This is a genomic window from Rhizobium sp. Root483D2 (assembly GCF_001426685.1).
GTDB classification, from domain to species: Bacteria; Pseudomonadota; Alphaproteobacteria; order Rhizobiales; family Rhizobiaceae; genus Pararhizobium; species Pararhizobium qamdonense.
Window position 1 is genome coordinate 78,349 of the sequence record NZ_LMFB01000013.1, and the last position, 23,580, is coordinate 101,928.

23 protein-coding genes are annotated in these 23,580 nt (G+C 59.6%); 5 read left to right on the forward strand and 18 right to left on the reverse strand.

Annotated elements, in window-relative coordinates; all coding sequences use genetic code 11:
* Positions 1-232: 232 nt before the first annotated feature.
* Complete coding sequence (gene gltA, locus ASD32_RS11890) at positions 233-1,522, forward strand: citrate synthase (RefSeq protein WP_060638259.1); 1,290 nt, start codon at positions 233-235, stop codon at positions 1,520-1,522.
* Positions 1,523-1,551: 29 nt separating this feature from the next.
* Here gltA and lpxB read toward each other — a convergent pair whose 3' ends face one another.
* The 14 genes from lpxB to ASD32_RS11960 form a co-directional block, all read right to left on the reverse strand.
* On the reverse strand, positions 1,552-2,727 hold the full coding sequence (gene lpxB / locus ASD32_RS11895; RefSeq protein WP_060638260.1) for a lipid-A-disaccharide synthase: 1,176 nt from the start codon (positions 2,725-2,727) through the stop codon (positions 1,552-1,554).
* Positions 2,724-3,605, reverse strand: a complete 882-nt coding sequence (gene lpxI / locus ASD32_RS11900; RefSeq protein ID WP_060638261.1) for a UDP-2,3-diacylglucosamine diphosphatase LpxI — start codon at positions 3,603-3,605, stop codon at positions 2,724-2,726. Before lpxI ends, lpxB begins: the two co-directional genes overlap by 4 nt.
* A 5-nt stretch (positions 3,606-3,610) precedes the next feature.
* Positions 3,611-4,429: an acyl-ACP--UDP-N-acetylglucosamine O-acyltransferase gene (lpxA, locus tag ASD32_RS11905; protein WP_060638262.1), complete on the reverse strand. Its 819-nt coding sequence runs from the start codon at positions 4,427-4,429 to the stop codon at positions 3,611-3,613.
* Positions 4,426-4,893 (reverse strand): 3-hydroxyacyl-ACP dehydratase FabZ, encoded by a 468-nt coding sequence (gene fabZ / locus ASD32_RS11910; protein ID WP_060638263.1) that lies wholly within the window; start codon positions 4,891-4,893, stop codon positions 4,426-4,428. Before fabZ ends, lpxA begins: the two co-directional genes overlap by 4 nt.
* Positions 4,886-5,953 (reverse strand): UDP-3-O-(3-hydroxymyristoyl)glucosamine N-acyltransferase, encoded by a 1,068-nt coding sequence (lpxD, locus tag ASD32_RS11915; protein ID WP_060638264.1) that lies wholly within the window; start codon positions 5,951-5,953, stop codon positions 4,886-4,888. The genes fabZ and lpxD overlap by 8 nt, the downstream gene beginning before the upstream one ends.
* 49 nt (positions 5,954-6,002) lie before the next feature.
* The gene (bamA, locus tag ASD32_RS11920) at positions 6,003-8,336 is read right to left on the reverse strand and encodes an outer membrane protein assembly factor BamA (protein WP_060638265.1); all 2,334 of its coding nucleotides are present in this window, start codon (positions 8,334-8,336) and stop codon (positions 6,003-6,005) included.
* 248 nt (positions 8,337-8,584) lie between these two features.
* A complete protein-coding gene (rseP, locus tag ASD32_RS11925; RefSeq protein WP_060638266.1) occupies positions 8,585-9,718 on the reverse strand; it encodes an RIP metalloprotease RseP in 1,134 nt (377 codons plus the stop codon).
* A 30-nt stretch (positions 9,719-9,748) separates the two neighbouring features.
* Complete coding sequence (locus tag ASD32_RS11930) at positions 9,749-10,582, reverse strand: phosphatidate cytidylyltransferase (RefSeq protein ID WP_060638267.1); 834 nt, start codon at positions 10,580-10,582, stop codon at positions 9,749-9,751.
* A complete protein-coding gene (locus tag ASD32_RS11935) occupies positions 10,582-11,325 on the reverse strand; it encodes an isoprenyl transferase (protein ID WP_060638268.1) in 744 nt (247 codons plus the stop codon). The genes ASD32_RS11930 and ASD32_RS11935 overlap by 1 nt, the downstream gene beginning before the upstream one ends.
* 37 nt (positions 11,326-11,362) lie before the next feature.
* Positions 11,363-11,923, reverse strand: coding sequence for a ribosome recycling factor (frr, locus tag ASD32_RS11940; protein ID WP_060638269.1), 561 nt, complete (start codon positions 11,921-11,923; stop codon positions 11,363-11,365).
* A 50-nt stretch (positions 11,924-11,973) separates the two neighbouring features.
* Entirely contained in the window at positions 11,974-12,696 is a 723-nt protein-coding gene (gene pyrH, locus ASD32_RS11945) for a UMP kinase (protein ID WP_060638270.1), read from the reverse strand.
* Between the two features lie 189 nt (positions 12,697-12,885).
* Entirely contained in the window at positions 12,886-13,812 is a 927-nt protein-coding gene (gene tsf, locus ASD32_RS11950; RefSeq protein WP_060638402.1) for a translation elongation factor Ts, read from the reverse strand.
* A 255-nt stretch (positions 13,813-14,067) separates the two neighbouring features.
* Positions 14,068-14,835, reverse strand: a complete 768-nt coding sequence (gene rpsB, locus ASD32_RS11955; RefSeq protein WP_037100951.1) for a 30S ribosomal protein S2 — start codon at positions 14,833-14,835, stop codon at positions 14,068-14,070.
* 193 nt (positions 14,836-15,028) lie between these two features.
* Complete coding sequence (locus ASD32_RS11960) at positions 15,029-15,856, reverse strand: cell envelope integrity EipB family protein (protein ID WP_060638271.1); 828 nt, start codon at positions 15,854-15,856, stop codon at positions 15,029-15,031.
* A gap of 154 nt (positions 15,857-16,010) precedes the next feature.
* Between ASD32_RS11960 and ASD32_RS11965 the strand changes: the two genes are divergently transcribed.
* Genes ASD32_RS11965 through ASD32_RS11980 form a run of 4 tightly spaced genes read left to right on the forward strand, consistent with a single transcriptional unit; the run spans position 16,011 to position 18,872 of the window.
* Positions 16,011-16,478, forward strand: a complete 468-nt coding sequence (locus ASD32_RS11965; RefSeq protein WP_060638272.1) for a RidA family protein — start codon at positions 16,011-16,013, stop codon at positions 16,476-16,478.
* Between the two features lie 14 nt (positions 16,479-16,492).
* On the forward strand, positions 16,493-17,218 hold the full coding sequence (locus ASD32_RS11970; RefSeq protein WP_060638273.1) for a glycerophosphodiester phosphodiesterase: 726 nt from the start codon (positions 16,493-16,495) through the stop codon (positions 17,216-17,218).
* Between the two features lie 3 nt (positions 17,219-17,221).
* Positions 17,222-18,415: a GNAT family N-acetyltransferase gene (locus ASD32_RS11975; protein WP_060638274.1), complete on the forward strand. Its 1,194-nt coding sequence runs from the start codon at positions 17,222-17,224 to the stop codon at positions 18,413-18,415.
* A 31-nt stretch (positions 18,416-18,446) separates the two neighbouring features.
* Positions 18,447-18,872, forward strand: a complete 426-nt coding sequence (locus ASD32_RS11980; protein WP_060638275.1) for an HIT family protein — start codon at positions 18,447-18,449, stop codon at positions 18,870-18,872.
* Positions 18,873-18,880: 8 nt separating this feature from the next.
* On the opposite strand, the gene ASD32_RS11985 is transcribed toward ASD32_RS11980, so the two are convergent.
* From ASD32_RS11985 to clpA, 4 genes are all read right to left on the reverse strand, one after another.
* The gene (locus tag ASD32_RS11985) at positions 18,881-19,810 is read right to left on the reverse strand and encodes a phosphatase PAP2 family protein (protein ID WP_060638276.1); all 930 of its coding nucleotides are present in this window, start codon (positions 19,808-19,810) and stop codon (positions 18,881-18,883) included.
* An 83-nt stretch (positions 19,811-19,893) separates the two neighbouring features.
* Positions 19,894-20,238, reverse strand: coding sequence for an AzlD domain-containing protein (locus ASD32_RS11990; RefSeq protein ID WP_060638277.1), 345 nt, complete (start codon positions 20,236-20,238; stop codon positions 19,894-19,896).
* Positions 20,235-20,972 carry an AzlC family ABC transporter permease gene (locus tag ASD32_RS11995; RefSeq protein WP_060638278.1) on the reverse strand — a complete coding sequence of 246 codons (738 nt, stop codon included), beginning with the start codon at positions 20,970-20,972 and terminating at the stop codon, positions 20,235-20,237. Before ASD32_RS11995 ends, ASD32_RS11990 begins: the two co-directional genes overlap by 4 nt.
* A gap of 80 nt (positions 20,973-21,052) precedes the next feature.
* Positions 21,053-23,575 carry an ATP-dependent Clp protease ATP-binding subunit ClpA gene (gene clpA, locus ASD32_RS12000; RefSeq protein WP_060638279.1) on the reverse strand — a complete coding sequence of 841 codons (2,523 nt, stop codon included), beginning with the start codon at positions 23,573-23,575 and terminating at the stop codon, positions 21,053-21,055.
* Positions 23,576-23,580: the final 5 nt, after the last annotated feature.

Consider the following 23,580-nt stretch of genomic DNA (forward strand, 5'->3'; position numbering starts at 1 on the left):
AAAAACTTGCAGAAGTTTCCGGGGTGATGGAACCGGGTCTTTGGCCGAACGATTATGTCATTGGACATATGGCCCGAACGTGCAATTATTGCGTCGCCATATGCCTATTTTTGCATCGCACAATTTGCCTTTCGTTGAACTTGGCAGCCGTGAGTAAATCGGATAGCACATGGTCGGCGTTAATATCTGCGGCATAATTGTGTGCCAATTTGCTGCAAACGGAGGATCCCCCATGACAGGAAAAAGCGCAGTCGTAACCGTGGACGACAAGACGGTGGAATTGCCGGTACGATCGGGGTCGATCGGTCCGGATGTGGTCGATATCGGCACGCTCTACAAGCAGACCGGCCAGTTCACCTACGATCCCGGCTTCACATCGACCGCATCATGCGAATCCAAGATCACCTATATCGATGGCGACCAGGGCATCCTCCTGCATCGCGGTTATCCGATCGAACAGCTCGCTGAACACGGCGATTTCCTCGAAGTCTGCTACCTGCTGCTTTACGGCGAACTGCCGACGGCAGCCCAGAAGAAGGACTTCGACTACCGCGTCACGCATCACACCATGGTGCACGAGCAGATGTCGCGTTTCTTCACCGGCTTCCGCCGCGATGCGCATCCGATGGCCGTCATGTGCGGCTGTGTCGGCGCACTGTCCGCCTTCTATCACGACTCGACCGACATCACCGATCCGCACCAGCGCATGGTTGCAAGCCTGCGCATGATCGCCAAAATGCCGACGCTCGCCGCCATGGCCTATAAGTACCATATTGGCCAGCCCTTCGTTTATCCGAAGAACGATCTGGACTATGCGTCGAACTTCCTGCGCATGTGCTTTGCCGTCCCTTGCGAGGAATATACGGTCAATCCGGTGCTGTCGCGCGCCATGGACCGCATCTTCATCCTGCATGCCGACCACGAGCAGAACGCCTCGACATCGACCGTTCGCCTTGCCGGCTCGTCGGGTGCCAATCCGTTTGCCTGTATCGCTGCCGGCATTGCCTGCCTCTGGGGTCCGGCGCATGGCGGCGCCAACGAAGCCGCGCTGAACATGCTGGCTGAAATCGGCTCGGTCGATCGCATTCCGGAATTCGTTGCCCGTGCCAAGGACAAGAACGATCCGTTCCGCCTGATGGGTTTTGGCCACCGCGTCTACAAGAATTACGACCCGCGCGCCAAGATCATGCAGAAGACAACCCATGAAGTGCTGGCGGAACTCGGCCACAAGGACGATCCGCTGCTTGAAGTGGCCATGGAACTCGAGCGTATCGCGCTGACCGACAGCTACTTCATCGAGAAGAAGCTCTATCCGAACATCGACTTCTACTCCGGCATCACGCTGAAGGCTCTCGGCTTCCCCACGACCATGTTCACGGTGCTGTTCGCACTCGCCCGCACGGTCGGCTGGATTGCCCAGTGGAACGAAATGATCGAAGATCCGGAACAGCGCATCGGCCGTCCGCGCCAGCTCTATATCGGCGAGCCGGAACGCGATTACGTCCCGGTTTCCAAGCGCTAAGCTAAGGAAATACAAAAGAAAAAGCCCGGTCAGCGATGATCGGGCTTTTTTGCAGTGTAAACGTCGAGAACGATGCGGGCGGCGATCTCGCCCGGTGGCTGTTGCGTCGCCATGCGCTGCCAGACGGTTCTGTAACCCGCAAGCATGGCTTCGCGCTCCGGCGTATCGCCGGACAGACGCTCCATCCAGCGCGACAGCGCACCGGCGCGAATGGCCTCGTTCAGATATTCCGGCACGATCGGATAATCCGCCACCAGATTGGGAATGGCTGCCGTCCAGATTTTGATGCGTTTGTGCATCAGGCGAATGAGCCAGTCGGCCTTGTAGGACGACACGACCGGAATACCGGCGAGCGCAAGCTCCAGGATCACCGTGCCGGATGCGGCAACCGCTGCATCGGCTTGTGAGAACGCCGCCCATTTGGCCGCAGCTCCGACGGAGATTTCCGGTTTGACGGACCAGGACGCCGTTATCTGCCGCACCAACGCTTCCTGCCGTGGAACCGTTGGCAGCAGGAAGCGCATATCCGGATGCCGACTGCGCAGTTCCAGTGCGGTCGCTCCGAATTCCGGCAGAAGCCGGCTGATCTCGCTGCCGCGCGACCCTGGCAGCAGCAGGCAGGTCGCCGCCTCCGGATCGACGCGTTTGTTGATCTGGCGCGCCCGCACCGCCAGCACATTGGCGTCGCTTGCCAGCCGGTGCCCGACATAGGTGGTTGGTGGCCCGCCGAGGCGCTGCATGACCTCGGGCTCAAACGGGAGCACCGCCAGAACATGATCGACATAGGGCCGCATGTTGACCGCGCGTTCCGGCTTCCAGGCCCAGACACTCGGGCAGACATAGTTGACGACGGGCAGATCCGGCAACGCTTTGCGCACGAGGCGTGCAACGCGGTGGGTGAAATCCGGGCTGTCGATGATGACGAGGATATCGGGTCTGGCGGCAATGATCGCCCTGGCGGTCTGGCGGATGCGCCAGATCAGCTTCGGCAGGCGGGCGAGAACCTGAGCGATACCCATGATCGACAGCTCGGAATAGTCAAACAGCGACTTCAGGCCCTCGGCCTCCAACCCCTCACCGCCGACGCCAACCAGTGAAAGCTCACCCTTGACCAGCGGGCGCAACGCCTTGACGAGATCAGCACCCAGCAGGTCGCCCGAGACTTCACCGGCGATCACGGCAAGCTTCAGATCCTGCGCACTCATTGTCCACCTCGCAAAAGCGCGCGGTCCACGCCGGTGACGAACAGGCCGGCCTCATTGGCAAGCGCGATCATCTCTTCGCGGTCCAGGACCAGGGCCCGGCCGGATTCAACGGCAATCCCGGCCAGTCCTGCCGCCTGCGCACCCTTGATCGTCGAAGGACCGATCGAGGGAAGATCGGCGCGCAGGTCCTGTTGCGGCTTGCAGAGCTTGACCAGCACGCCGCGGCGGCGGCTGGAGATGCGTCCGTCGGCTTTCAGGCGCGCCACCCGCTCCAGCATTGCATCGGTCCCCTCGGGGCCCTCCAGCGCCACGACGCGTCCGCCAACGGCAACGGCGCCCTGCCCGACATCGAGATGACCAAGGGCGATGGCAGCCGCTTCGGCAGCCTCGATATCCACCTGGTCTTCCGAACCCGGCGCGCGCGCGCCAAGCGTACCGATCTCGGCCAGCAGTTCAGGCACGATATCCTGTACACCGATGACGCGTGCGCCGTTGGTCTCGATCAGTTCGATCGCCATTTTCAACACGGCATCGTCGCCACCGGACAACAAGGTGCGCAGAACGCTCGGTATCTTCACCAGGCTTTTCAGTGTCGGCTTGATATCGCGCCAGTCCGGCCGGCGGCGCACCGCGCCCGACATGACCACCCGGCCAATGCCGGCATCGCGGAAAACGCCGCTGATCGCCTTGAAATTGCCGATGCCCAGCGTCGTGTGATCGAAGGACGACCAGTCCCGCTCAGACTCGTTGGCTAGCGCGATGATGAACGGATTTTCGCCGTGGGTCCGCGCAGCCTCGGCGACATGCAGCGGCAGCAGGCCGCCGCCGGCGATAATGGCCAGCCGGTCTTTGATGTCGGGCCGGCTGTCCAAGCTCATCTGCCTCAGCCTTTGCTGCCCCGCGTCGGCGACGACAGCGCACGATCGCTTTCGGCCGCGATGAAATCGAGAATTTCGAGCGCCGGCGGGCAATCCAGGTAATCGCCGCGGATGGCTGCCGCATTGGCGCGGATCGATTCCGGACCTTCGAAAATCTGCTTGTAGGCACGGCGAACGGCGTGGATAACCGGTTTTTCGATGCCGGAACGGCTCATACCGACGACGTTCAGCCCGCCCAGCAGACCCGGGTTGCCGTTGAGCATGCCATAGGGAATGAGATCGTAGGAGACTGCCGAGAGCCCGCCGACAAAGGCATGGCGGCCGATACGGGTAAACTGGTGAACAGCCGAGCCGCCACCGAGAATGGCGCGGTCTCCAACCGTGACATGGCCTGCAAGCATGACATTGTTGGAGAGGATGATATTGTTGCCGAGGCGGCAGTCATGCGCCACATGCGCATAGGCAAGGAACAGATTGTTGTCGCCGACAATGGTGGCGCCGCCATGTTCGACAGTGCCGGTATTCATCGTCACGCCTTCGCGGATGGTGCAGTTTTCACCGATCAGCAGCGTCGTATCGACGGCGCTGTGATGAACGCTCTGCGAATCGCCACCAATCACCGCTGAGGGGAAAATCTTCGAGCCTTTGCCGACCGTCGTGCGTCCAAGCACCACGACATGACTGATCAGTTCGACATTGTCTGCGAGCGTCACCTTCGGCCCGACATGACAGAACGGCCCGACAACGACGTTGTCACCGATCACCGCCCCGTCTTCGACAACCGAGAGCGGATGGATCTTCGCGGTAGAGGCAATCATGTTCAGGCGTCTTCCTTGCTGATAATCATGGCGCCGATATCAGCTTCCGCGACAAGTTGCCCGTCAACTTTTGCATCACAGTGAAATTTCCAGATATGGCCACGCTGCTTCTGCTTGACGACGTGAAATTCCACCCTGTCGCCGGGTACGACCGGCTTGCGGAAGCGGGCGTTGTCGATGGTCATGAAGTAGACGAGGTTGTTGCCGTCGCCGGTCTTGCGGGCACAGATCGCGCCTGCAGTCTGTGCCATGCCTTCGATCAGAAGAACGCCTGGCATGATCGGCTGCTCGGGAAAATGCCCGGTAAAATGCGGCTCGTTGGCCGTGACGTTCTTGATGCCGATCGCCGAATTGTCGCCATCGATCTCGATGATCTTGTCGACCAGCAGGAATGGATACCGATGGGGAAGCAGCTTCAAGATTTCCCTGATATCAGCCGTACCGAGAACGGTGGTTGCTGCTTCACTCATCTTTGCCTCCTGATTTCTTCTGCCTGTTGTGCGCGCGCGCCGTGATCTCTGCAATTTCGCGCAGGAAATCGCGCATGGGGCGCGCCGGAATGCCGCCGTAGCGTTCGCCGGCGGGAACGTCGGACGCAACACCGCTCATGGCGCCGATCTGCGCCCTGTCGCCGATGGTAATATGTCCGTTGATCGCGGCAGCGCCGCCGATCAGCACGCCGTCGCCGATCCGCGTGCTGCCGGCAATGCCCACCTGGGCTGCGATACCGCAATGGCGGCCAACGCGGACATTGTGTCCGAGCTGGACGAGATTATCGATCTTGGTGCCCTCGCCGACCACCGTATCGTCCATGGCGCCGCGGTCGATCGTGGTATTGGCACCGATCTCGACCCTGTCCTGCAGGATGACGCGGCCGATCTGGACAAGCTTGATCATGCCGCCTTTTGGTCCCGGCGCATTGCCGAAACCATCCTGGCCGATCCGGGCACCGGGGTGGATAATGACTTCGTTGCCAATGAGCGCACACATGATGCTGGTACCGGCGGCAATCGTGCAATCGCGCCCGATCCGCACACCCGGACCGATCACGGCCCCGGCTGCAATCCGCGTGCCCGTGCCGATATGGGCGCCGGCGCCAATCACGGCCGTCGCTTCGATATCGACATTGTCCTCGATCTGCGCGGATGGATCGACGAAGGCAGAAGGAGAGATGCCGCGCGGTCCCGACAGGTTCTGTTCAGGACGCATGGCCTGCGGATGCAAGATCGCGCCGGCAAGCGCAAAAGCCGTATGGGGATAGCGTGTCAGAAGAACGGGGATGTGCGGCGGGACGATCGCAGCGATCGTCTCGTCGCAAATGATCGCGCCGGCCTTGGATGTTTCGAACTCGTCGCGAAAGCGGCGCTGCAGCATATAGCAGACGTCGAACTCGCCAGCTCGATAGGTTGGAGCCACGGAACGGACGATCCGGTCGCTGAGCTCCGGAGCCTGCAGGACCGCACCAATCTGATCCGCCAGATCGCTCAGGCGGATCCCATCATGCGGTGGGAAGAACCAATTGTTTTCCATAGCCAACACTCCAGAACAGTTTTTGGCAGGCAGTTCTGGACTGCAAGGATCAGAAGGACGACGAGATACCGAACTTCAGGTTCTGTACGCGGTCGAAATCTTCCTTGGCAATCGGGATCGCATAATCGACACGCAGCGGACCGAAAGGCGATGCCCAGATGATGCCCAGACCAACGGAGGCGCGCAGCGAGCTGTTGGTGCCCTCAAGCTCGTCGTCAGCCGTTGTTCTGACCTCGTTGCCATACAGCGTCCCTGCATCTGCAAAGATTGCACCGCGGAAACCGGCATCGCGCGAAACGAACGGCAGCGGGAACGTTGCTTCGGCAGAGGCGGTGAAGTAGGTCGTGCCGCCGATGGCGTCGCCATATTCTCTGCTGCGCGGACCAATGCCGTTACGCTCGAAACCACGGATGTCGTTCTGGCCCAACTGGAACTGGTCGAAGACTTCCATCTGACCGCCCGTGTTGAACATGTGACCCGCGCTACCGCCGACAGACGCGATGATATCGGCATCGTCGTTGACGGTGTAATACCACTTGGCCTTGGCGGTCAGCTTGTAGAAATCGGACGTACCGCCGAGACCGGCAAATTCCTGCGTTGCCGACGCCAGAATGCCTTCATGCGGCAAGGTCGCATCGTCAAGCGAATTGTAGGTCAGCGTCTGCGAGACCGACGAACGCGTCCACGTGCTGCCGTCGATCGCGCGGCGGTATGGGCTGGACAGGTCGGACCGGTCGCCGCTGTAATCCAGCTGCGTCAGGTTGTAACGGAAGGTGGTGGACAGACGCTCGGTGATCGGCGCGGTCACACGCAGGCTGAAGCCCTTGTCTTCGTAGCTGTAATTGTCTTCGTCATAGTCGTTTTCGTTCTGGAACACGTCGAAACCGGCGGCCAGGCGATAGCCGAGGAAGTAGGGCTCGGTGAACGAAACGTTATAGGTGCGGCTCTGGTCACCACGGCCTGCGGCAAGGCGGATATACTGGCCACGGCCGAGGAAGTTCTTTTCTTCGATCGAGGCTTCCACCAGGAAGCCGCCGCCGCTACCGGCCGAATAGCCGGCGCCGATGCCGAACGAACCGGTCGACTGATCCTGCACATCGACGATGACGACGACGCGGTCAGACGCGCTGCCGGGCTGGGTCGTGATGTTGACGGCGGAGAAGTAACCCAGAGCATCCAGGCGGCGCTTTGCCGTCGTGATCAGTTCCTGGTTGAACGCATCGCCTTCGCTCATGTCGAATTCGCGGCGGATGACGTAGTCACGGGTACGGGTGTTGCCGCGGATTTCGATACGCTCGATATAGGCGCGCTCGCCCTGATCGACCAAATAATCGACGGCGATCGTGCGGCTGCCGAAATCGCGGTTGCCGCGCGGCGTGACACGGGCGAACGGATAGCCCTGGGCGGCGACGCGCTTGGAGATCGCGGAGATGCTGTCCTGAACGTCCTTCGCCTTGTAGATCGAACCCGGCGACGACTGCACGAGACCCTTCAGTTCATCGGCATTGACGCCTTCAACGGTCGATTCGACGTTGACGGTGCCGAAATCGTAGCGCTCGCCTTCCTCGACGGTGATCGTCACCGTGTATTCATTGGTGGATTCATCCAGCACGGCGTCCGAAGACACGATGCGGAAATCCGCATAGCCGCGATTGTAGTAGAACTGGCGCAGCAACTCTTCGTCGGCGCGCAGCTTGTCGGGATTGTAAACGTCCTTGCGGGTCAGGAAGGAGAAGATCCCCGATTCCTTGGTCGCGATCACAGCCTCGAGACGGCCGTTGCTATAGGCGTTGTTGCCGACAAAGTTGATCGCGGTGATCTTGGTGCGGTCGCCTTCATTGATGACGAAAGCGAGATTGACGCGGCCTTCGGCGATCGGAACGACCTGCGTGGTCACAGTCACATCTTCGCGGCCGATGCCGGCATAGGCTTCCTTGATGGCCCGAATATCAGATTCGGCGGTCGCCTCGCTGTACGGACCCAGCGAACGCGTGCGCACGATGGTCGCCAGCTTTTCGTCCTTGATCTTGCGGTTGCCGTTGAAAACGACCTGGTTGACCAGCTGGTTCTCGCTCACGGTGACGACAAGCGTACCGCCCGAGATATTGATGCTGACATCGGAGAAATAGCCTGTGGAATAAAGGCGCTTGACGGAAGAATCGATATCGCTGTTGCTGAAGGCCTTGCCGGGAACGATCGTGATGTTTGCACGGACCGTTTCGGGGCTGACGCGGGTGGCGCCACGGACTTCGACGCGGCTGATCGTTGCAGCTTCAGCGACGCTCGCACTGGCAAGCGTAACGATGCCAGACCCCGTTGCGACCATACTTGCAGACAGCGCAACCGCCGACACCGCGTTCAAAAATTTTGAACCAGCTTTCATAAATCTTACCTTCTTCCCAATGCCCCGCAGCGAACTCGTACCGACTCCGGTCACGGCTGCCGTTTTAACCGCTTTTCATATACAAGCAAGCCAGCTCGTTAATTTCTGTTTACTTCAATTGAAACCGTGTCCTAACGGCCACTACGGAATTCAATTATCGTAAACAATTCCTTTCGATCAACCCTTTGAAATCTCAAAGAAGCCGATCGCCTCTCCCGCAGCCTTATGACCGCCGCAGGCCTTACGTGCTAGCCCAAAAGCGAACTGATGTCGTTCCATGTGGCAAACACCATCAGCATCAGCACCATGGCGAAACCGATCCGGAACGCGACATCCTGTGTGCGTGGTCCAACCGGTTTTCCACGAATGGCTTCCACCGCATAAAACATCAGATGGCCGCCATCAAGTACGGGAACCGGCATTAGGTTGAGAAGTCCAATGGAAACCGACAGGACCGCCGCCAGCTGCAGCACGGCGGCAACCCCGATCGTCGCCATCTGGCCGGAGGCCTGCGCGACGCGGATGGGGCCGCCGAGCTGATCGGCCTTCATGCGGCCGGTGACAAGGTTGCCGAGATAGTTGAACGTGCCGGTGACGATATGCCAGCTTTCGACCGCACCCTGCCCTACAGCCTCTATCGGACCGAAGGTCTCCAGGCGGAAATTGCCGGTTTCCTGATTCGTCAGGATGCCGATAATGCCGAGTTCCATCTTGTTGCCGAACTGGTCGGTGATTTCGGTACGCTGAGGCACCATCGGCAGATCGAGCAGCTCGCCCTGGCGCTTGATCTGGATAGTGATTGGCGTTTCCGGGCGGATGCTGACATAGCGGCGCACATCGTCGAAAGTGGTGACATGCGTCCCGTCGATCGCCACCAGCAGATCGCCCGGCAGCACGCCTGCCTTGGCAGCCGCGCTGTTTTCCTTGACCTCGGCCACGACCGGATCGGCAATGGGCTTGCCGTAGACCGTAAACAGCACGGCAAAAATGGCGATAGCGAGGATGAAATTGGCGATCGGCCCGGCAGCGACCGTTGCCGCCCGCTTCCAGAGCTTGGCACCCAGGAACGTGCGGTCCCGGTCCTCAGGCGAATATTGCTCCAGCTTGCTATAGTCGGGGACGCTGGCGGCATCCTCGTCGCCGAAGAATTTCACATATCCGCCGAGCGGGATGGCACAGAACTTCCAGCGCGTTCCCTGCTTGTCGGTATAGCCGAACAATTCCGGGCCGAAACCGACGGAAAAAGCGAGAATACGGATGCCTGACCAGCGGCCGACCAGATAGTGTCCCATTTCATGCACGAACACGAGCAGCGTCAGCACCAGCAGGAACGGCACGATATAGCCGGCAATCAGTTGAAGCGTATCGGCCAGGTAAGCCATGAGGTCCTCGATCAGGTATGCGGGCGCTTTTTATGGCGCCAAAAGGATTGCCCCCAGGGGCAGATTCTGTCCGCCGCTGGACACGACTTCAACCAAAGCAATCAAAAGCGCGGCAAAGCAGGCAAAAACAAGTCCATCGACCCGGTCCATGACGCCGCCATGACCCGGAATGAGCTTGCTGGAATCCTTCACGCCGAACCGGCGCTTGATATAGGATTCAAAGAGATCGCCGATCTGGCTGGAGATCGAGAGCGCAAGGGCTAAAAGCGGAATGCGCACATCGTTCAGCGAAAAATAGCTCATGAAGACAGCAACGCCGGCAATGACGCCGCACACCGTTCCGCCGATAGCGCCGGACCAGGTTTTTCCGGGCGAGATGCGCGGTGCCAGCTTCGGGCCGCCGATCGCCCGGCCGGTGAAATAGGCAAGAATATCGGTCGCCCAGACCACGGCGAAGATGAAGATCATGGCGATCAGGCCGATATCGGCCTCACCGCGTATGGCCGACAGCGAAATACCCGTCAGGCCGGCATAGACGATGCCGCCGGGAAGCCACCATGTTCCGCCGCGGACAAACACCCAGATGGTGGCAATCGCGGCAAAGCCCGCCAGGACAAGCAGCGTGGCATGGGCGCCATCGAACAGGATGAGCGCGGAGATCACCGCCTGGGAGAGCCAGCCGAAAGCATTGCCCTGGAAATCACGCTCGGCCAGCTTGGTGATCGTCGACCACTCGTAATAGACGAGAACGGCAATGGCGACGGACAGAAGCTCGAACACGGTCCCGCCAACCCAGGTCGCGCCCAAGGTCACTGCAGCCATGACGATGCCGGAGATGATGCGTAGCCGCAATTCGCTCTGCATCAGGAACCAACCGCAAGCGTCGGCTGCGACAGGCCACCGAACCGGCGTTCCCGCCCGGCATAGGTCTTCAAGGCATTGAGGAAGACTTCACGGTTGAAGTCGGGCCAAAGCTCGGGCACGAACAGAAGTTCGGAATAGGCGGCCTGCCAGAGCAGGAAATTCGACAACCGCTCCTCGCCGCTGGTGCGCAAAACCAGATCGGGATCTGGAATACCGGCCGTGTCGAGTTTGCTGGCAATGCGCTCCGGCGTGATCTGTTCGGCGGTCAACCGCCCTTGCGCAACGTCTACCGCCAGCGCCCGCATGGCGCGGGTCATCTCATCGCGGGAACCATAGTTGAAGGCGATAACCAGTGTGATACCCGTATTGTTGCGCGTCGTATCCTCCGCCTCCAGAAGCAGAGGCAGAATATCGCCGCGAAGATTGTTCTTGTCGCCGATTACCCGGATGCGCACATTCTGCTGGTGCAGGTCGGCCAGATCCCGCCGGATGAAGGCTTTGAGAAGCCCCATCAGATCGGAAACTTCCGCCTCCGGCCGGCTCCAGTTTTCCGACGAGAAGGCAAACAGCGTCAGGTAACGGATACCAACTTCGCCGGCCGTGCGAACGGCCTCGCGCACGGATTCGACGCCCTTGCGATGTCCCATCGTCCGCGGCAATCCGCGCGAATTGGCCCAACGGCCGTTGCCATCCATGATGATGGCAACATGCGTGGGAACATTTCTAGGCAATGGGTTTGACATCGATGGTCCGAAAAACAGAGACTCGGAAACAGGCAGACTAGACCTGCATGATTTCCTTTTCCTTATCGCCGAGCAAGCGGTCGATGTCGGAAATCATCTCATCTGTCATTTTCTGGACCTTTTCGGACTGGCTTCGGCTGATATCCTGACCGATATCCCCATCCTTTTCGGCTTTTTTCAGACTATCCATGCCGTCGCGACGTACGTTGCGCACGGCGACCTTGGCTTTTTCGCTATAGTCGTGCGCGACCTTCACCAGCGACTTGCGGCGCTCTTCGTTGAGTTCCGGCAGCGGAATGCGCAGATTCTGGCCATCGACGATCGGATTGAGGCCGAGATTGGATTCGCGGATGGCGCGGTCCACGGCGTTGACCATGGACTTGTCCCAGATCGACACGCCCAGCATGCGCGATTCCGGAACCGTAATATTGGCCACCTGGTTCAGCGGCACGCGCGAACCATAGGCTTCCACCATGACCGGATCGAGAACATTGGCGGATGCGCGTCCCGTGCGCAGCGATGCGATATCGCTTTTGAATGCGTTGATGGCACCATCCATGCGGCGCTTCAGGTCATTCAGGTCAATACCTTCACTCATGGATCAAACTCCCGTTTATCGCGGCGGCCTTGCGACCGCCCTTTAGCTGCTCAATTGTCTGTTACGATGGTCGCCCGGCCGCCGCCGGTCAAGATTTCCGCAAAACCGCCCTTCTCGTGGATCGAGAAGACGATGATCGGAATGCTGTTTTCCCGCGCCAGGGCCACGGCTGCAACATCCATGACGGCAAGGCCCTTCTGCAGGACTTCGCTATGGGTCAGGCGATCGAAGCGGGTGGCGGTCGGGTCCTTCTTCGGGTCGGCGGTATAGATACCGTCAACCTGCGTGCCCTTGAAGATCGCCTCCGCACCCATTTCGGCGGCGCGCAGGGCGGCAGCCGAATCGGTGGTGAAGAAGGGATTGCCCGTGCCGCCGGCAAAGATCACGACGCGGCCCTGGGACAGATGGAAAAGCGTGGCGCGCTGCGAGAAGCTCTCGCAGATTTCCGGCATGGCAATGGCCGAGAGAACGACGGTATCGACGTCGAGCTTGCGCAGCGAGGTCGCCAGCGCCAGTGCGTTGATGATGGTGGCGAGCATGCCCATATGGTCGCCCGTCACCCGGTCGCCGCCCTTGGAGGCTACCGCGACACCGCGAAAGATGTTTCCGCCGCCGACGACGACGCCGACTTCAACGCCCATGGCGCGCGCCTGCGCAATGTCGGAGGCGATCCGGTCGGCGACGGCGACGTCGATCCCGAACCCCTGGTTTCCCATCAATGCTTCGCCCGAGGCCTTCAACAGTACGCGTTTGTAGAGAGGTTCGGCCGACATCGTCACTCCTGTCCAAGAAGGCACACATGCGGAGATGGTGCATAAACTGATCTTTTCACGCCTGCGCGGCCGATATCATCCGGATGATCCCCGAAGGAGCCTGCGCCAATGTGATGATGATGCCGGATACACGAAGGGCACCGCGTTGTCACGCGATGCCCTTTTGTTTTCCCAATCAGGATGAAGAAATCAACCCTTGGCGACAGCTGCGACTTCGGCTGCGAAGTCGGTTTCTTCCTTTTCGACGCCTTCGCCGAGAAGCAGGCGGGCCATGCCGACAACTTCGATCGGAGCGCCGACGGTCTTTTCAGCTTCCTTGACGGCAGCTTCGACGGTTAGGTCCGGGTTCATGACGAAAGCCTGCGACAGAAGCGCAACTTCTTCGAAAAATTTGCGCATGCGGCCTTCGACCATCTTTTCGATGATGGCTTCCGGCTTGCCGGATTCGCGGGCCTGTTCGATGAAGATGTTGCGTTCGCGCTCGGCGACAGAAGCATCGACTTCCGTCGAACGGATGGCCAGCGGGTTGGTTGCAGCAATATGCATGGCAACCTGGCGGCCGATGGCGTTCAGGGCATCCTTGTCGCCGGTCGACTTCAGCGCGACGAGAACGCCGAGCTTGCCGAGGCCGTCAGCAACGGAATTGTGGATGTAGGTGGCGACAACGCCGTCTTCGACCGACAGCAGAGCCGAACGGCGCAGAGCCATGTTCTCGCCGATGGTGGCAATCGCATCGGTGATGCTTTCAGCGACCGACTTGCCGGTTGCCGGATAGTTGGCAGCGCTGATGGTTTCAACGGAACCGTCGGTGCCGACGGCCACGGCTGCAACGCCACGGACGAGGTCCTGGAAGGCATCGTTGCGGGCAACGAAGTCGGTTTCCGAGTTCAGCTCGATGACAACGGCCTTGGTGCCGCTGCTGGCGATACCGATCAAGCCTTCGGCAGCCGCACGGCCGGACTTCTTGTCGGCCTTGGCGATGCCCTTGGCACGCAGCCAGTCGATCGCGGCTTCCATGTCGCCATTGGTTTCGCCGAGTGCCTTCTTGCAATCCATCATGCCTGCGCCGGTCTTTTCGCGCAGTTCCTTCACCATTGCTGCAGTAATAGTGCTCATCTTTGTTGCCTCTTCGTTTGTTCGGCTGGCGCGCTGCCAGAAAGCCGGCGCGATACCAGGAGGATGTGGCAGGGCATGACCCCTGAATGTGACATCGTGATGAAAGGGTTCATCGCGGTGATGGGCATCGTTGAGACCGGCACCCGATGGGCTGGTCCGATGCAAAAGAACAAGGCCGTTCACTTTTTCAGTCGTAAACGGCCTTGTCCTGATCGTGTCTAAAGGAACGGCGGGATGAGCCGCCGCCCCGCCTTATCAGGCTTCAGCAGCTTCTTCGAGAGCCGGCTCAAGCGGCAGATCGGAGGAAGCGCCGAGGTCGCGGCCCGACGAGCTCTGCTGACGGGCAATGCCATCAAGCGCTGCACGCGAGATCAGATCGCAATAAAGCGAGATCGCACGAGAAGCGTCGTCGTTGCCGGGGATCGGGAAGTCGATACGGTCCGGGTCGCAGTTCGAATCGATGATCGCAACAACCGGGATGCCGAGACGCTTTGCTTCGTCGATGGCAATCGATTCCTTGTTGGTGTCGATGATGAACATCAGGTCGGGAACGCCGCCCATGTCACGGATACCGCCAAGTGCGCGGTTCAGCTTTTCGCGTTCGCGCTCGAGGTTGAGGCGTTCCTTCTTGGAATAGCCGGAGCCTTCCGAAGCGAGGATTTCGTCGAGCTTGCGCAGGCGCTGGATCGAGTTCGAAATCGTCTTCCAGTTGGTCATCATGCCGCCGAGCCAGCGGGCGTTGACATAGTACTGGGCCGAACGCTTGGCAGCGTCAGCGATGATTTCGGATGCCTGGCGCTTGGTGCCGACGAACAGAACGCGGCCGCCCTTGGCAACCGTGTCGCTGACAACCTGCAGCGCGCGCGACAGCAACGGAACGGTCTGTGCGAGGTCGATGATGTGAACGTTCGAACGATCACCGAAGATGTACGGCTTCATTTTCGGGTTCCAGCGGTGAGTCTGGTGACCGAAGTGAACGCCAGCTTCCAGAAGCTGACGCATGCTAAAATCGGGCAATGCCATGCCTTTTTCTCCTTTTCCGGTTGAACCTCCGCAAGGCAAACAGCACTCTCGTTGAGAGTACCACCGGGTGGAACTGCCCGGATTTCTCCCGGACGGTCCCAAACCTTACGTGTGGAATGCGGTGCCCTTACCCCGTGGCGCCCGATAAATCAAGCGCAAAGGCAGAAAATAGCAGCGGGCGGGGTCTCGGTGCCTATTTGCACTTTTCCTGCTTGAAGACTTCCAGATCGGCAAGTTTGCCCGTCAGGACGAAATCACCATAGTCCATGGTGAGGTCGCGGGTGATGCCGTTTTCATAGAGCTTGAACTCCATGCGGTAGATCGGCACGGCATCCCCGGTCGCATTGTCGTTGAAATAGGAAATGGTCACCGGCCAATAGGGTTTTGCCGCCATGGCGGCCGCCTTTTCGCCGTCGGCATCACCGGCCGCAGCCTTTTGCGGCTTGCCGATCATGGTGGTGGTGATCAGCGTCTTATCGCCAGCGTCGGACCCGTCGAAGATCCGCGATTCAAACAGCGTTTCGCCCTTTTTGGCCCGGTCGATGACATCGAGCATATGCTCGGTCGGAAACAGGCCCTGCGCCAGATCGACCTGGCGCTTGTCCGGCGACGTCAGATCCACCGTCAGTCCCTGCTTGGCCTCATGGGCCGAACCGCGGACTTCCTTGTCGAGCTTTTCGTCGGTGAAAGAGCGCGTCAGGAAGCGGAAATTGCCGTTCTTCAGGTCCTCATAGGTGGTCGTCTGCTGGTCGGTCAGCTTGACCTCGTCGCCTGTATCGACCTTGGTGACGAAACGGAAGCTGACGGTATAGCCCTCGCAGGCCGAGCCGTTGAACTCATAGACCATCCGCCCGTACATGCCGGAAATTCCGGAGCGCTCGGAGGCGTCCTTCAGTTCCAGATCATAGACCGCGCGGTGAGGCACAAGGATGTTGGCAGACGCAGCGGAAGCACCGCCGACCGTCACACCTGATAAACACGCCCATGCCAGAACGGCAGAGGCAAAGCCTGAACGAAACATCCGTTTCCTCCTGTTGGATTCGCTGATGATGCTATAAGAACACATCGGGCAAAAGCGAGGCATCAATGTTCGCGATGCGATATTTTACCACTTCATGAAACATGCTGTGCATGCAGCATTTGACGGCAAAACACAACAATGACCGGAGTTATCCATGTCTGCAGATATTGAAGCACGCATCAAGGAACTGGGAATCACCCTGCCGCAGGCGGCGGCGCCTGCTGCCAATTATGTTCCCTTTGTCATCAGCGGATCGCATCTTTATATCTCTGGCCAGTTGCCCATGGAAAATGGCAAGGTCGCGGTCACCGGACATCTCGGCGACGGCATCGATATTGCCACCGGCCAGCGCGCCGCAGAACTCTGCGCCATCAATATTCTCGCCCAGGCCAAGGCAGCGCTCGGCGGAGACCTCTCGCGCATTCGCCGCATCGTCAAGCTCAATGGCTTTATCGCCTCCAAGCCAACCTTCATCGAGCAGCATCTGGTGATGAACGGCGCCTCCAACCTGATCGCCAACGTTCTCGGCGACGCCGGCATTCATGCGCGCGCCGCCGTCGGCATGGCCGCCCTGCCCTTCAACGCCGCCGTCGAAATCGACGCCGTGATCGAAATCGCCTGAGCGGAACGATATTCATGAAAGACCTGTCCTGGCTGACGGCGCAACCGGTCGCTCATCGCGGCTACCACGACATGAACCATGCCATCTGGGAAAATACGCTTTCTGCCTTTTCCCGCGCTGTTGAAAACGGCTTTGCCATCGAATGCGACCTGCAATACACCGCCGACAGCGTACCGGTGGTGTTCCACGATGACGATATGCAGAGGCTCTGCGGCATCAAGGGCGATATTCGCGCAAAAACGGCGGGCGAGCTTGGCCTCATCACCATCGGCGGTACCGCCGACAAGATCCCGACGCTCGGACAGCTTTTAAGGCTGGTCAAGGGCCGGGTGCCGATCGTGCTCGAACTGAAAGGCCGCAAGGGCGACGACGAAGGCTTTGCCGACGCAGTGCTGGAAGCGCTGGAAAGCTATGACGGCCCGGTTGCGCTGATGAGTTTCGACCATTGGCTGCTGAAAGACCTGAAAGCCCAGGACCCGCCCTACCCGGTCGGATTGACCGCTGGCGGCAACCAGCCGGAGCAATTTAGCGTTCACGAAGATGCGATGCAGCTCGGGCTTGATTTCATTTCCTATTTCTATGCGGATTTGCCAAACTCGTTCATCAGCAAGGAACGCTCCCTCGGGCGGCCGATCCTGACCTGGACCGTGCGGGATCAGGCCGGCGTCGATTATACCTATGCTCACGCCGATCAGATGACGTTCGAGGGTTTCGAACCCAAGGAAAGGCTTATCGCTTAAAGAATGACCGGCGACGTCAAAATCCGCGTCGAGACGTCCTTTCAGGATATTTCGAAGGAATGCTGGGACGAATTGTCTGGGACCACCAAGGGACAACCTGGCGGTCTTTACAATCCGTTCATTTCGCACGCCTATCTGTCATCGCTGGAGGAGTCTGGCTCGGCGACCGCTGATACCGGCTGGCTCGGCCAGCATCTCCTGATGGAAGATGGCAAGGGCGGATTTGCAGGCGGGCTGATCTGCTACCTCAAGAACCACAGCCAGGGCGAATATGTCTTTGACCACGGCTGGGCCGACGCTCTGGAGCGGGCGGGCGGGCGCTATTATCCAAAGCTGCAATGTTCGGTTCCCTTCACACCGGCAACCGGGCCAAGGCTGCTGAGCGCCACCACGGCCGATGAAACCGCCGTGGGCAATTCGCTTGCCGCCGGTTTGCAGGAACTCACCCGCCGTCATCAGGCCTCGTCTGCGCATGTGACGTTCCTGCCGGAAGACGAAATCGCCACGTTCGAACAGGCAGGCTTCCTGCACCGGACCGACCAGCAGTTCCATTTTATCAATGACGGCTATGCCTCCCACAACGATTTCCTCGAAACGCTGGCATCGCGCAAGCGCAAGGCTCTGAAAAAGGAACGCCGCGCCGCGCTCGAAGGTGGCATCACCATCGACTGGCTGACCGGCAAGGACCTGACCGAAAGCATCTGGGATCAGTTTTTCGCGTTCTATATGGATACCGGCAGCCGCAAATGGGGCCGTCCTTACCTGACGCGCAAATTCTATTCGCTGATCGGCGAACGCATGGCCGATGACATCCTGCTCGTCATGGCCAAACGCAACGGCAAATATATTGCCGGCGCCATCAATTTCATCGGCAGCGATGCCCTCTATGGCCGTCACTGGGGCGCGATCGAGGATCATCCCTTCCTGCATTTCGAGGTCTGCTATCATCAGGCGATCGATTTTGCGATCCACAAGGGTCTGAAGCGCGTCGAGGCCGGGGCGCAGGGCGAACACAAGCTGGCGCGCGGCTATCTACCCGCGACCACCCATTCGGCGCATTTCATCGCCCATCCCGGCTTGAAACGCGCCGTTGCCGATTATCTCGACCGCGAACGGCAGGAGGTCGAGCAAATGAGCGATATCCTGGCCGAGCACAGCCCGTTTCGCAAAGGCGAGCGGCAAGAGACCGACGACTGAAAGACAGACCAGCATTTGAGGAGAGACGCAGATGACCAGCGCCGCCTATGACAGCAACAATATCTTCGCCAAGATCCTGCGCGGCGAAATTCCCGCTCATAAGGTTTATGAGGACGACAACGTGCTCGCCTTCATGGACGTCATGCCGCAGGCGCAAGGTCATGTCCTGGTGGTTCCGAAGGCCGCTTCCCGCAACATTCTCGATGCCGATCCGGCCGCGCTGTCCGCCCTCATCCTCACCGTCCAGAAAGTCGCGATTGCCGCGCAAGACGCGTTTGACGCCGACGGCATGACGATCATGCAGTTCAACGAAGCACCGGCGGGACAATCGGTCTTCCACCTGCACTTTCATGTCATTCCGCGCCACGAGGGCACGCCGCTGCGGCCGCATTCGGGCAAGATGGAGGATGGGGCCGTGCTTGCGGCGAATGCGGAGAAGATTAGGGATGCGCTCTGATCGCGGGATCAGGCGATCTTTGGCTCACCGATCGTGTGATAGGCATTGCTCATCCTGCGCATTGTCAGGCCTGACAGCGCATAGGCGATCGCGAACACGCCAATGCCACCGAACATGTCGATGAGGTGATGTCCGCCCTGCACGAGAATGGCCAATGCCATGACGGCATTGAGGCAAAAGATTACTGGCATCAAAATAATGTGACGCGGCACGAAACAGACCGACATGCATGCCATGACGGTATGGAATGAGGGAAAGCCGATCAAACCCAGGACATTTTTCGGAGACAGATAATCCACTCCATCGCGGCTGAGGGCCAGCAGCGCGTCGCCATAGGCCGGGGTGACAGCGATCGGAAATGCATCCAGGACAGATTGCGGCAGCTCATGGAAGCTCTTTGCCCCGAAATTGGGGAAAAGCGCCCAGATTACAATCGCCGTGAGCGCGCCAATAACGCCCGTCAGCAGAAAGCGGTGCAACTCTCTGGCCTGTCCCATGAAGCCCAAAACGAGAATAATGACCAAGAGCTGTGGAAGCGAAGTAAAATAGACCTGATACAGGAATGTGCCGAACCAAGGGTAATTCGATACCCAGATCAACAAAGTGGGCCAATGATATCCCATCGCCGCATCGACCTGCATCAGAAAATCATCGATGGGTGCAAAGGCGTTGGGCAGAAACATATAATTGAATATCGAGCCGATAATGGTGAACAGGATGAACAATCCTGCCGCCGTAACAGCCAGTGCGAGACGGCCTTCATTCCGGATGACGCGATAATATTGCCCGATTGCCACCAGAAACAATCCAATCCCAATCACGCTGGCATAGCCCATGACATCGACCGGTATGTTCTTCACAAAGAGCAACAAGGCATCCAATGCGGCCAGCACCAAAAGAATTCGGACGACGAACCATTCTCCCGGCAAAAAACGCATCTGCTGCTCCTTTGAAAACAGGCAACACATACGCCATGGCATTTAAGATTCGGCTAAGCGCAGCTGCACTTTGCGGGCGTTTCTTAAAATCCCAATGCCCATAATCCCATCGCCAGCACCGCAATTGCCGTGCCAATGCCAACCGCCGGTTTCTGCCGGCCGATGAAGAAGGCGGCGGCACCCGCAGCGATCGATCCGAGCCGGAGCCAGAGCGGTGACTGTTCGAGAATGCCGGTAGGATAAAGAATCAGCTTGGCGATGACGGCTGCCACCAGGGCGGTTGCGACCGCCCTCACCCAATTGAGGACTTCGGAATCCTCGCGCAGCCGGTTGCCCGCGAGAACGCCGAGCCAGCGCCAGAGATCGGTTGCCAGCCATCCGGCAATAGCGATGAAGACATAGGCCCACCAGCCTTCCAGCACGGTCATGCGCGGCCCTCCCGGCGTGTGCGCCACTGGCGCTCTGCCATCCAGGCCAGCGTGCCGCCGCCAACGCCCGCCAGCAGAATATCGAACTCCGGCGCGAGCCAGTAGAAGAACGGTCCAGCCACCAGACCCATGATCAATGCCACGTAGATCACCGGATGACGGGCCGAACTCCAGATCGACGCCAGGAAATAGACCGGCGTCAGGAAGAACAGGCAACCGGCGACGATGGGCGGAAATTCCGCCACGAATTGATAGACGGCGGCCACCAGAACCATGTTGGCGACAACAAGCGTGATGCCGAAGCCGGCAAAAAACGCGACGCGATGCTCGCGCGGCACCGCCTGCACCCGCTCCATGGCAAATACCCAAGCGGTGATCGCCACGAAATGCGAGAGAAACAGCAACAGCCAGGTCGGCGTTTTTTCGGTGCGGATTTCCGGGACGAGCGCTGCGACCATCGGCATCAGCCGGATGGAGGACAAAGTGACGGCGATGAAGGCGGTCAGCAGATTGGCACCACCAAGGATGGAACTAACGAGGATGACCTTGGCCGGCAGCGCCCAGACGGCGCCGACCATGAACACCACCTGCTCGACGGGAATGCCGGCCTGGGCGGTAAAGGCACAAAAGCCGACGAAGGACAGCATCAGGATCATTGCCGGCAGGCTGAAAATCCCTTTCATGCCCGCCACGAACCATGTCCGCCCCGAGCCGGTCGTCTGGCCATCGTCCATCACACTATCCGTCTGTTCATTGCCACAAAAAAACGGTGCCGGACAATCAAGTCCGGCACCGTGTGTCTATTTCGGCTGGGTTATTTCTTGCGCGGCACCTTCGGCACCGTGCTGCCCTTGCGGGGCGGCTCGGCCGCCTTGGCGCTCACCGGTTCGTCAGCCTTGGTTGTTGCCTTGGCTGCCTTCTTCGGCTTGGCAGGCGCATCGGTCTCAGCGCCGACGCTTTCCAGTTCCTTCAGCTTTGCAGCCTTCGAGGCCTTCTTGACCGGAGTGACAACCTCCGCCTTCGGCTTGATCCGCGCAGTTTCCGGCACGTAATCGAGCAGCAGGCCCTTGGCGCCATCGGACTTGGTGCCGACCGTCACCTTGACAACGCCACCCTTTTTCAGCTTGCCGAAGAGGATCTCGTCGGCCAACGGCTTCTTGATGTGCTCCTGGATGACACGCGCCAGCGGCCGCGCACCCATCTTTTCATCATAGCCCTTGTCGGACAGCCAAGCGATGGCTTCCGGCTGCAGGTCGAAGGTGACGTTGCGTTCGGCCAGCTGGGTTTCCAGCTGCATGACGAACTTCTGCACCACCTGGTGGATGACCGGCGTCGGCAGCGAGGCGAACGGAATGACCGCATCGAGACGGTTGCGGAATTCCGGCGTGAACAGGCGGTTCAGCGCCTCCACATCGTCGCCTTCCCGCTTGGCAGAGCCGAAGCCGAAGGCAGCCTTTGCCATTTCCGACGCGCCCGCATTGGTCGTCATGATCAGGATGACGTTGCGGAAGTCGATCTTCTTGCCGTTATGGTCGGTCAGCGAGCCGTGATCCATGACCTGCAACAGGATGTTGAACAGGTCCGGATGCGCCTTCTCGATTTCGTCGAGCAGCAGCACGGAGTGCGGATGCTGATCGATACCATCGGTCAAAAGGCCGCCCTGGTCGAAGCCGACATAGCCGGGAGGTGCACCGAGCAGCCGCGAGACCGTATGCCGCTCCATATATTCCGACATGTCGAACCGGATCAGCTCGACGCCGAGCGACGCAGCCAGCTGCTTGGCGACTTCCGTCTTGCCGACACCGGTCGGGCCGGAGAAGACATAGGAGCCGATCGGCTTGTTGGGTTCACGCAGGCCAGCACGCGCCAGCTTGATCGCCGAGGCAAGCGCCTCGATGGCGAGATCCTGGCCGTAGACGACGGAGCGCAGTTCCTTTTCCAGATTGGCGAGAACGGCCTCGTCATCCTTGGAGACGGATTTCGGCGGAATACGGGCCATCGTCGCGATCGTCGCTTCGATTTCCTTCTCGGTGATCAGCTTGCGGCGCTTGCTCACGGGCAAGAGCATCTGAGCTGCACCGGTTTCGTCGATCACGTCGATCGCCTTGTCCGGCAGCTTGCGGTCGTTGATATACCGGGCCGACAGCTCGACGGCGGACTTGATGGCCTCGTTCGAGTATTTCAGCTTATGGTAATCCTCGAAATACGGCTTCAGGCCCTTCATGATCTCGATGGCGTCATCGATAGTCGGTTCGCTGACGTCGATCTTCTGGAACCGGCGCACGAGGGCACGGTCCTTTTCGAAGAACTGGCGATATTCCTTATAGGTGGTCGAGCCGATGCAGCGGATCGCGCCCGACGACAGAGCCGGCTTCAACAGGTTGGACGCATCCATGGCGCCGCCAGACGTCGCACCGGCACCGATGACGGTGTGGATCTCGTCGATGAACAGCACGGCGCCCGGATATTCCTCAAGCTCCTTGACCACCTGCTTCAAACGCTCTTCGAAGTCACCGCGGTAACGGGTGCCGGCGAGCAGCGTGCCCATGTCGAGCGAGAAGATCGTCGCGTCCTGCAACGCTTCGGGAACCTTCTTTTCGACGATGCGCTTGGCCAGACCTTCGGCAATCGCCGTCTTGCCGACGCCGGGGTCGCCCACATAAAGCGGGTTGTTCTTGGAACGGCGGCACAGGATCTGGATGGTCCGGTTCACCTCCGCATGGCGGCCGATCAGCGGGTCGATCTTGCCGACCTTGGCCTTCTCGTTGAGATTGACGCAATAGGCCGTCAGCGCATCCTGCTGCTTCTTCGGTCCGCTTTCATCCTGCTCGCGCGATGCCTTCTGTTCGGATTCCGGCTCGTCGGCGCCGCGTGGCGGACGGGCTTCGGACGCGCCGGGCCGCTTGCCGATACCGTGCGAAATGAAATTGACCGCGTCGTAGCGGGTCATCTCCTGTTCCTGCAGGAAATAGGCCGCATGGCTCTCGCGTTCGGCAAAGATCGCGACCAGCACGTTGGCACCGGTCACTTCCTCGCGTCCGGAAGATTGGACATGGATGACGGCGCGCTGGATGACGCGCTGGAAACCCGCCGTCGGCTTGGAATCCTCATCGTAACCCGTCACCAGGTTGCCGAGTTCGTTATCGACATAATCGGAGACTGTCTTGCGCAATGCGTCGAGATTGACGTTGCACGCGCCCATGACAGCTGCCGCATCGGCATCGTCGATCAATGCCAACAGGAGGTGCTCCAGGGTCGCATATTCGTGATGGCGCTCATTGGCCAGCGTCAGAGCCTGGTGCAGGGCTTTTTCAAGGCTTGTTGAAAATGTTGGCACGTCAG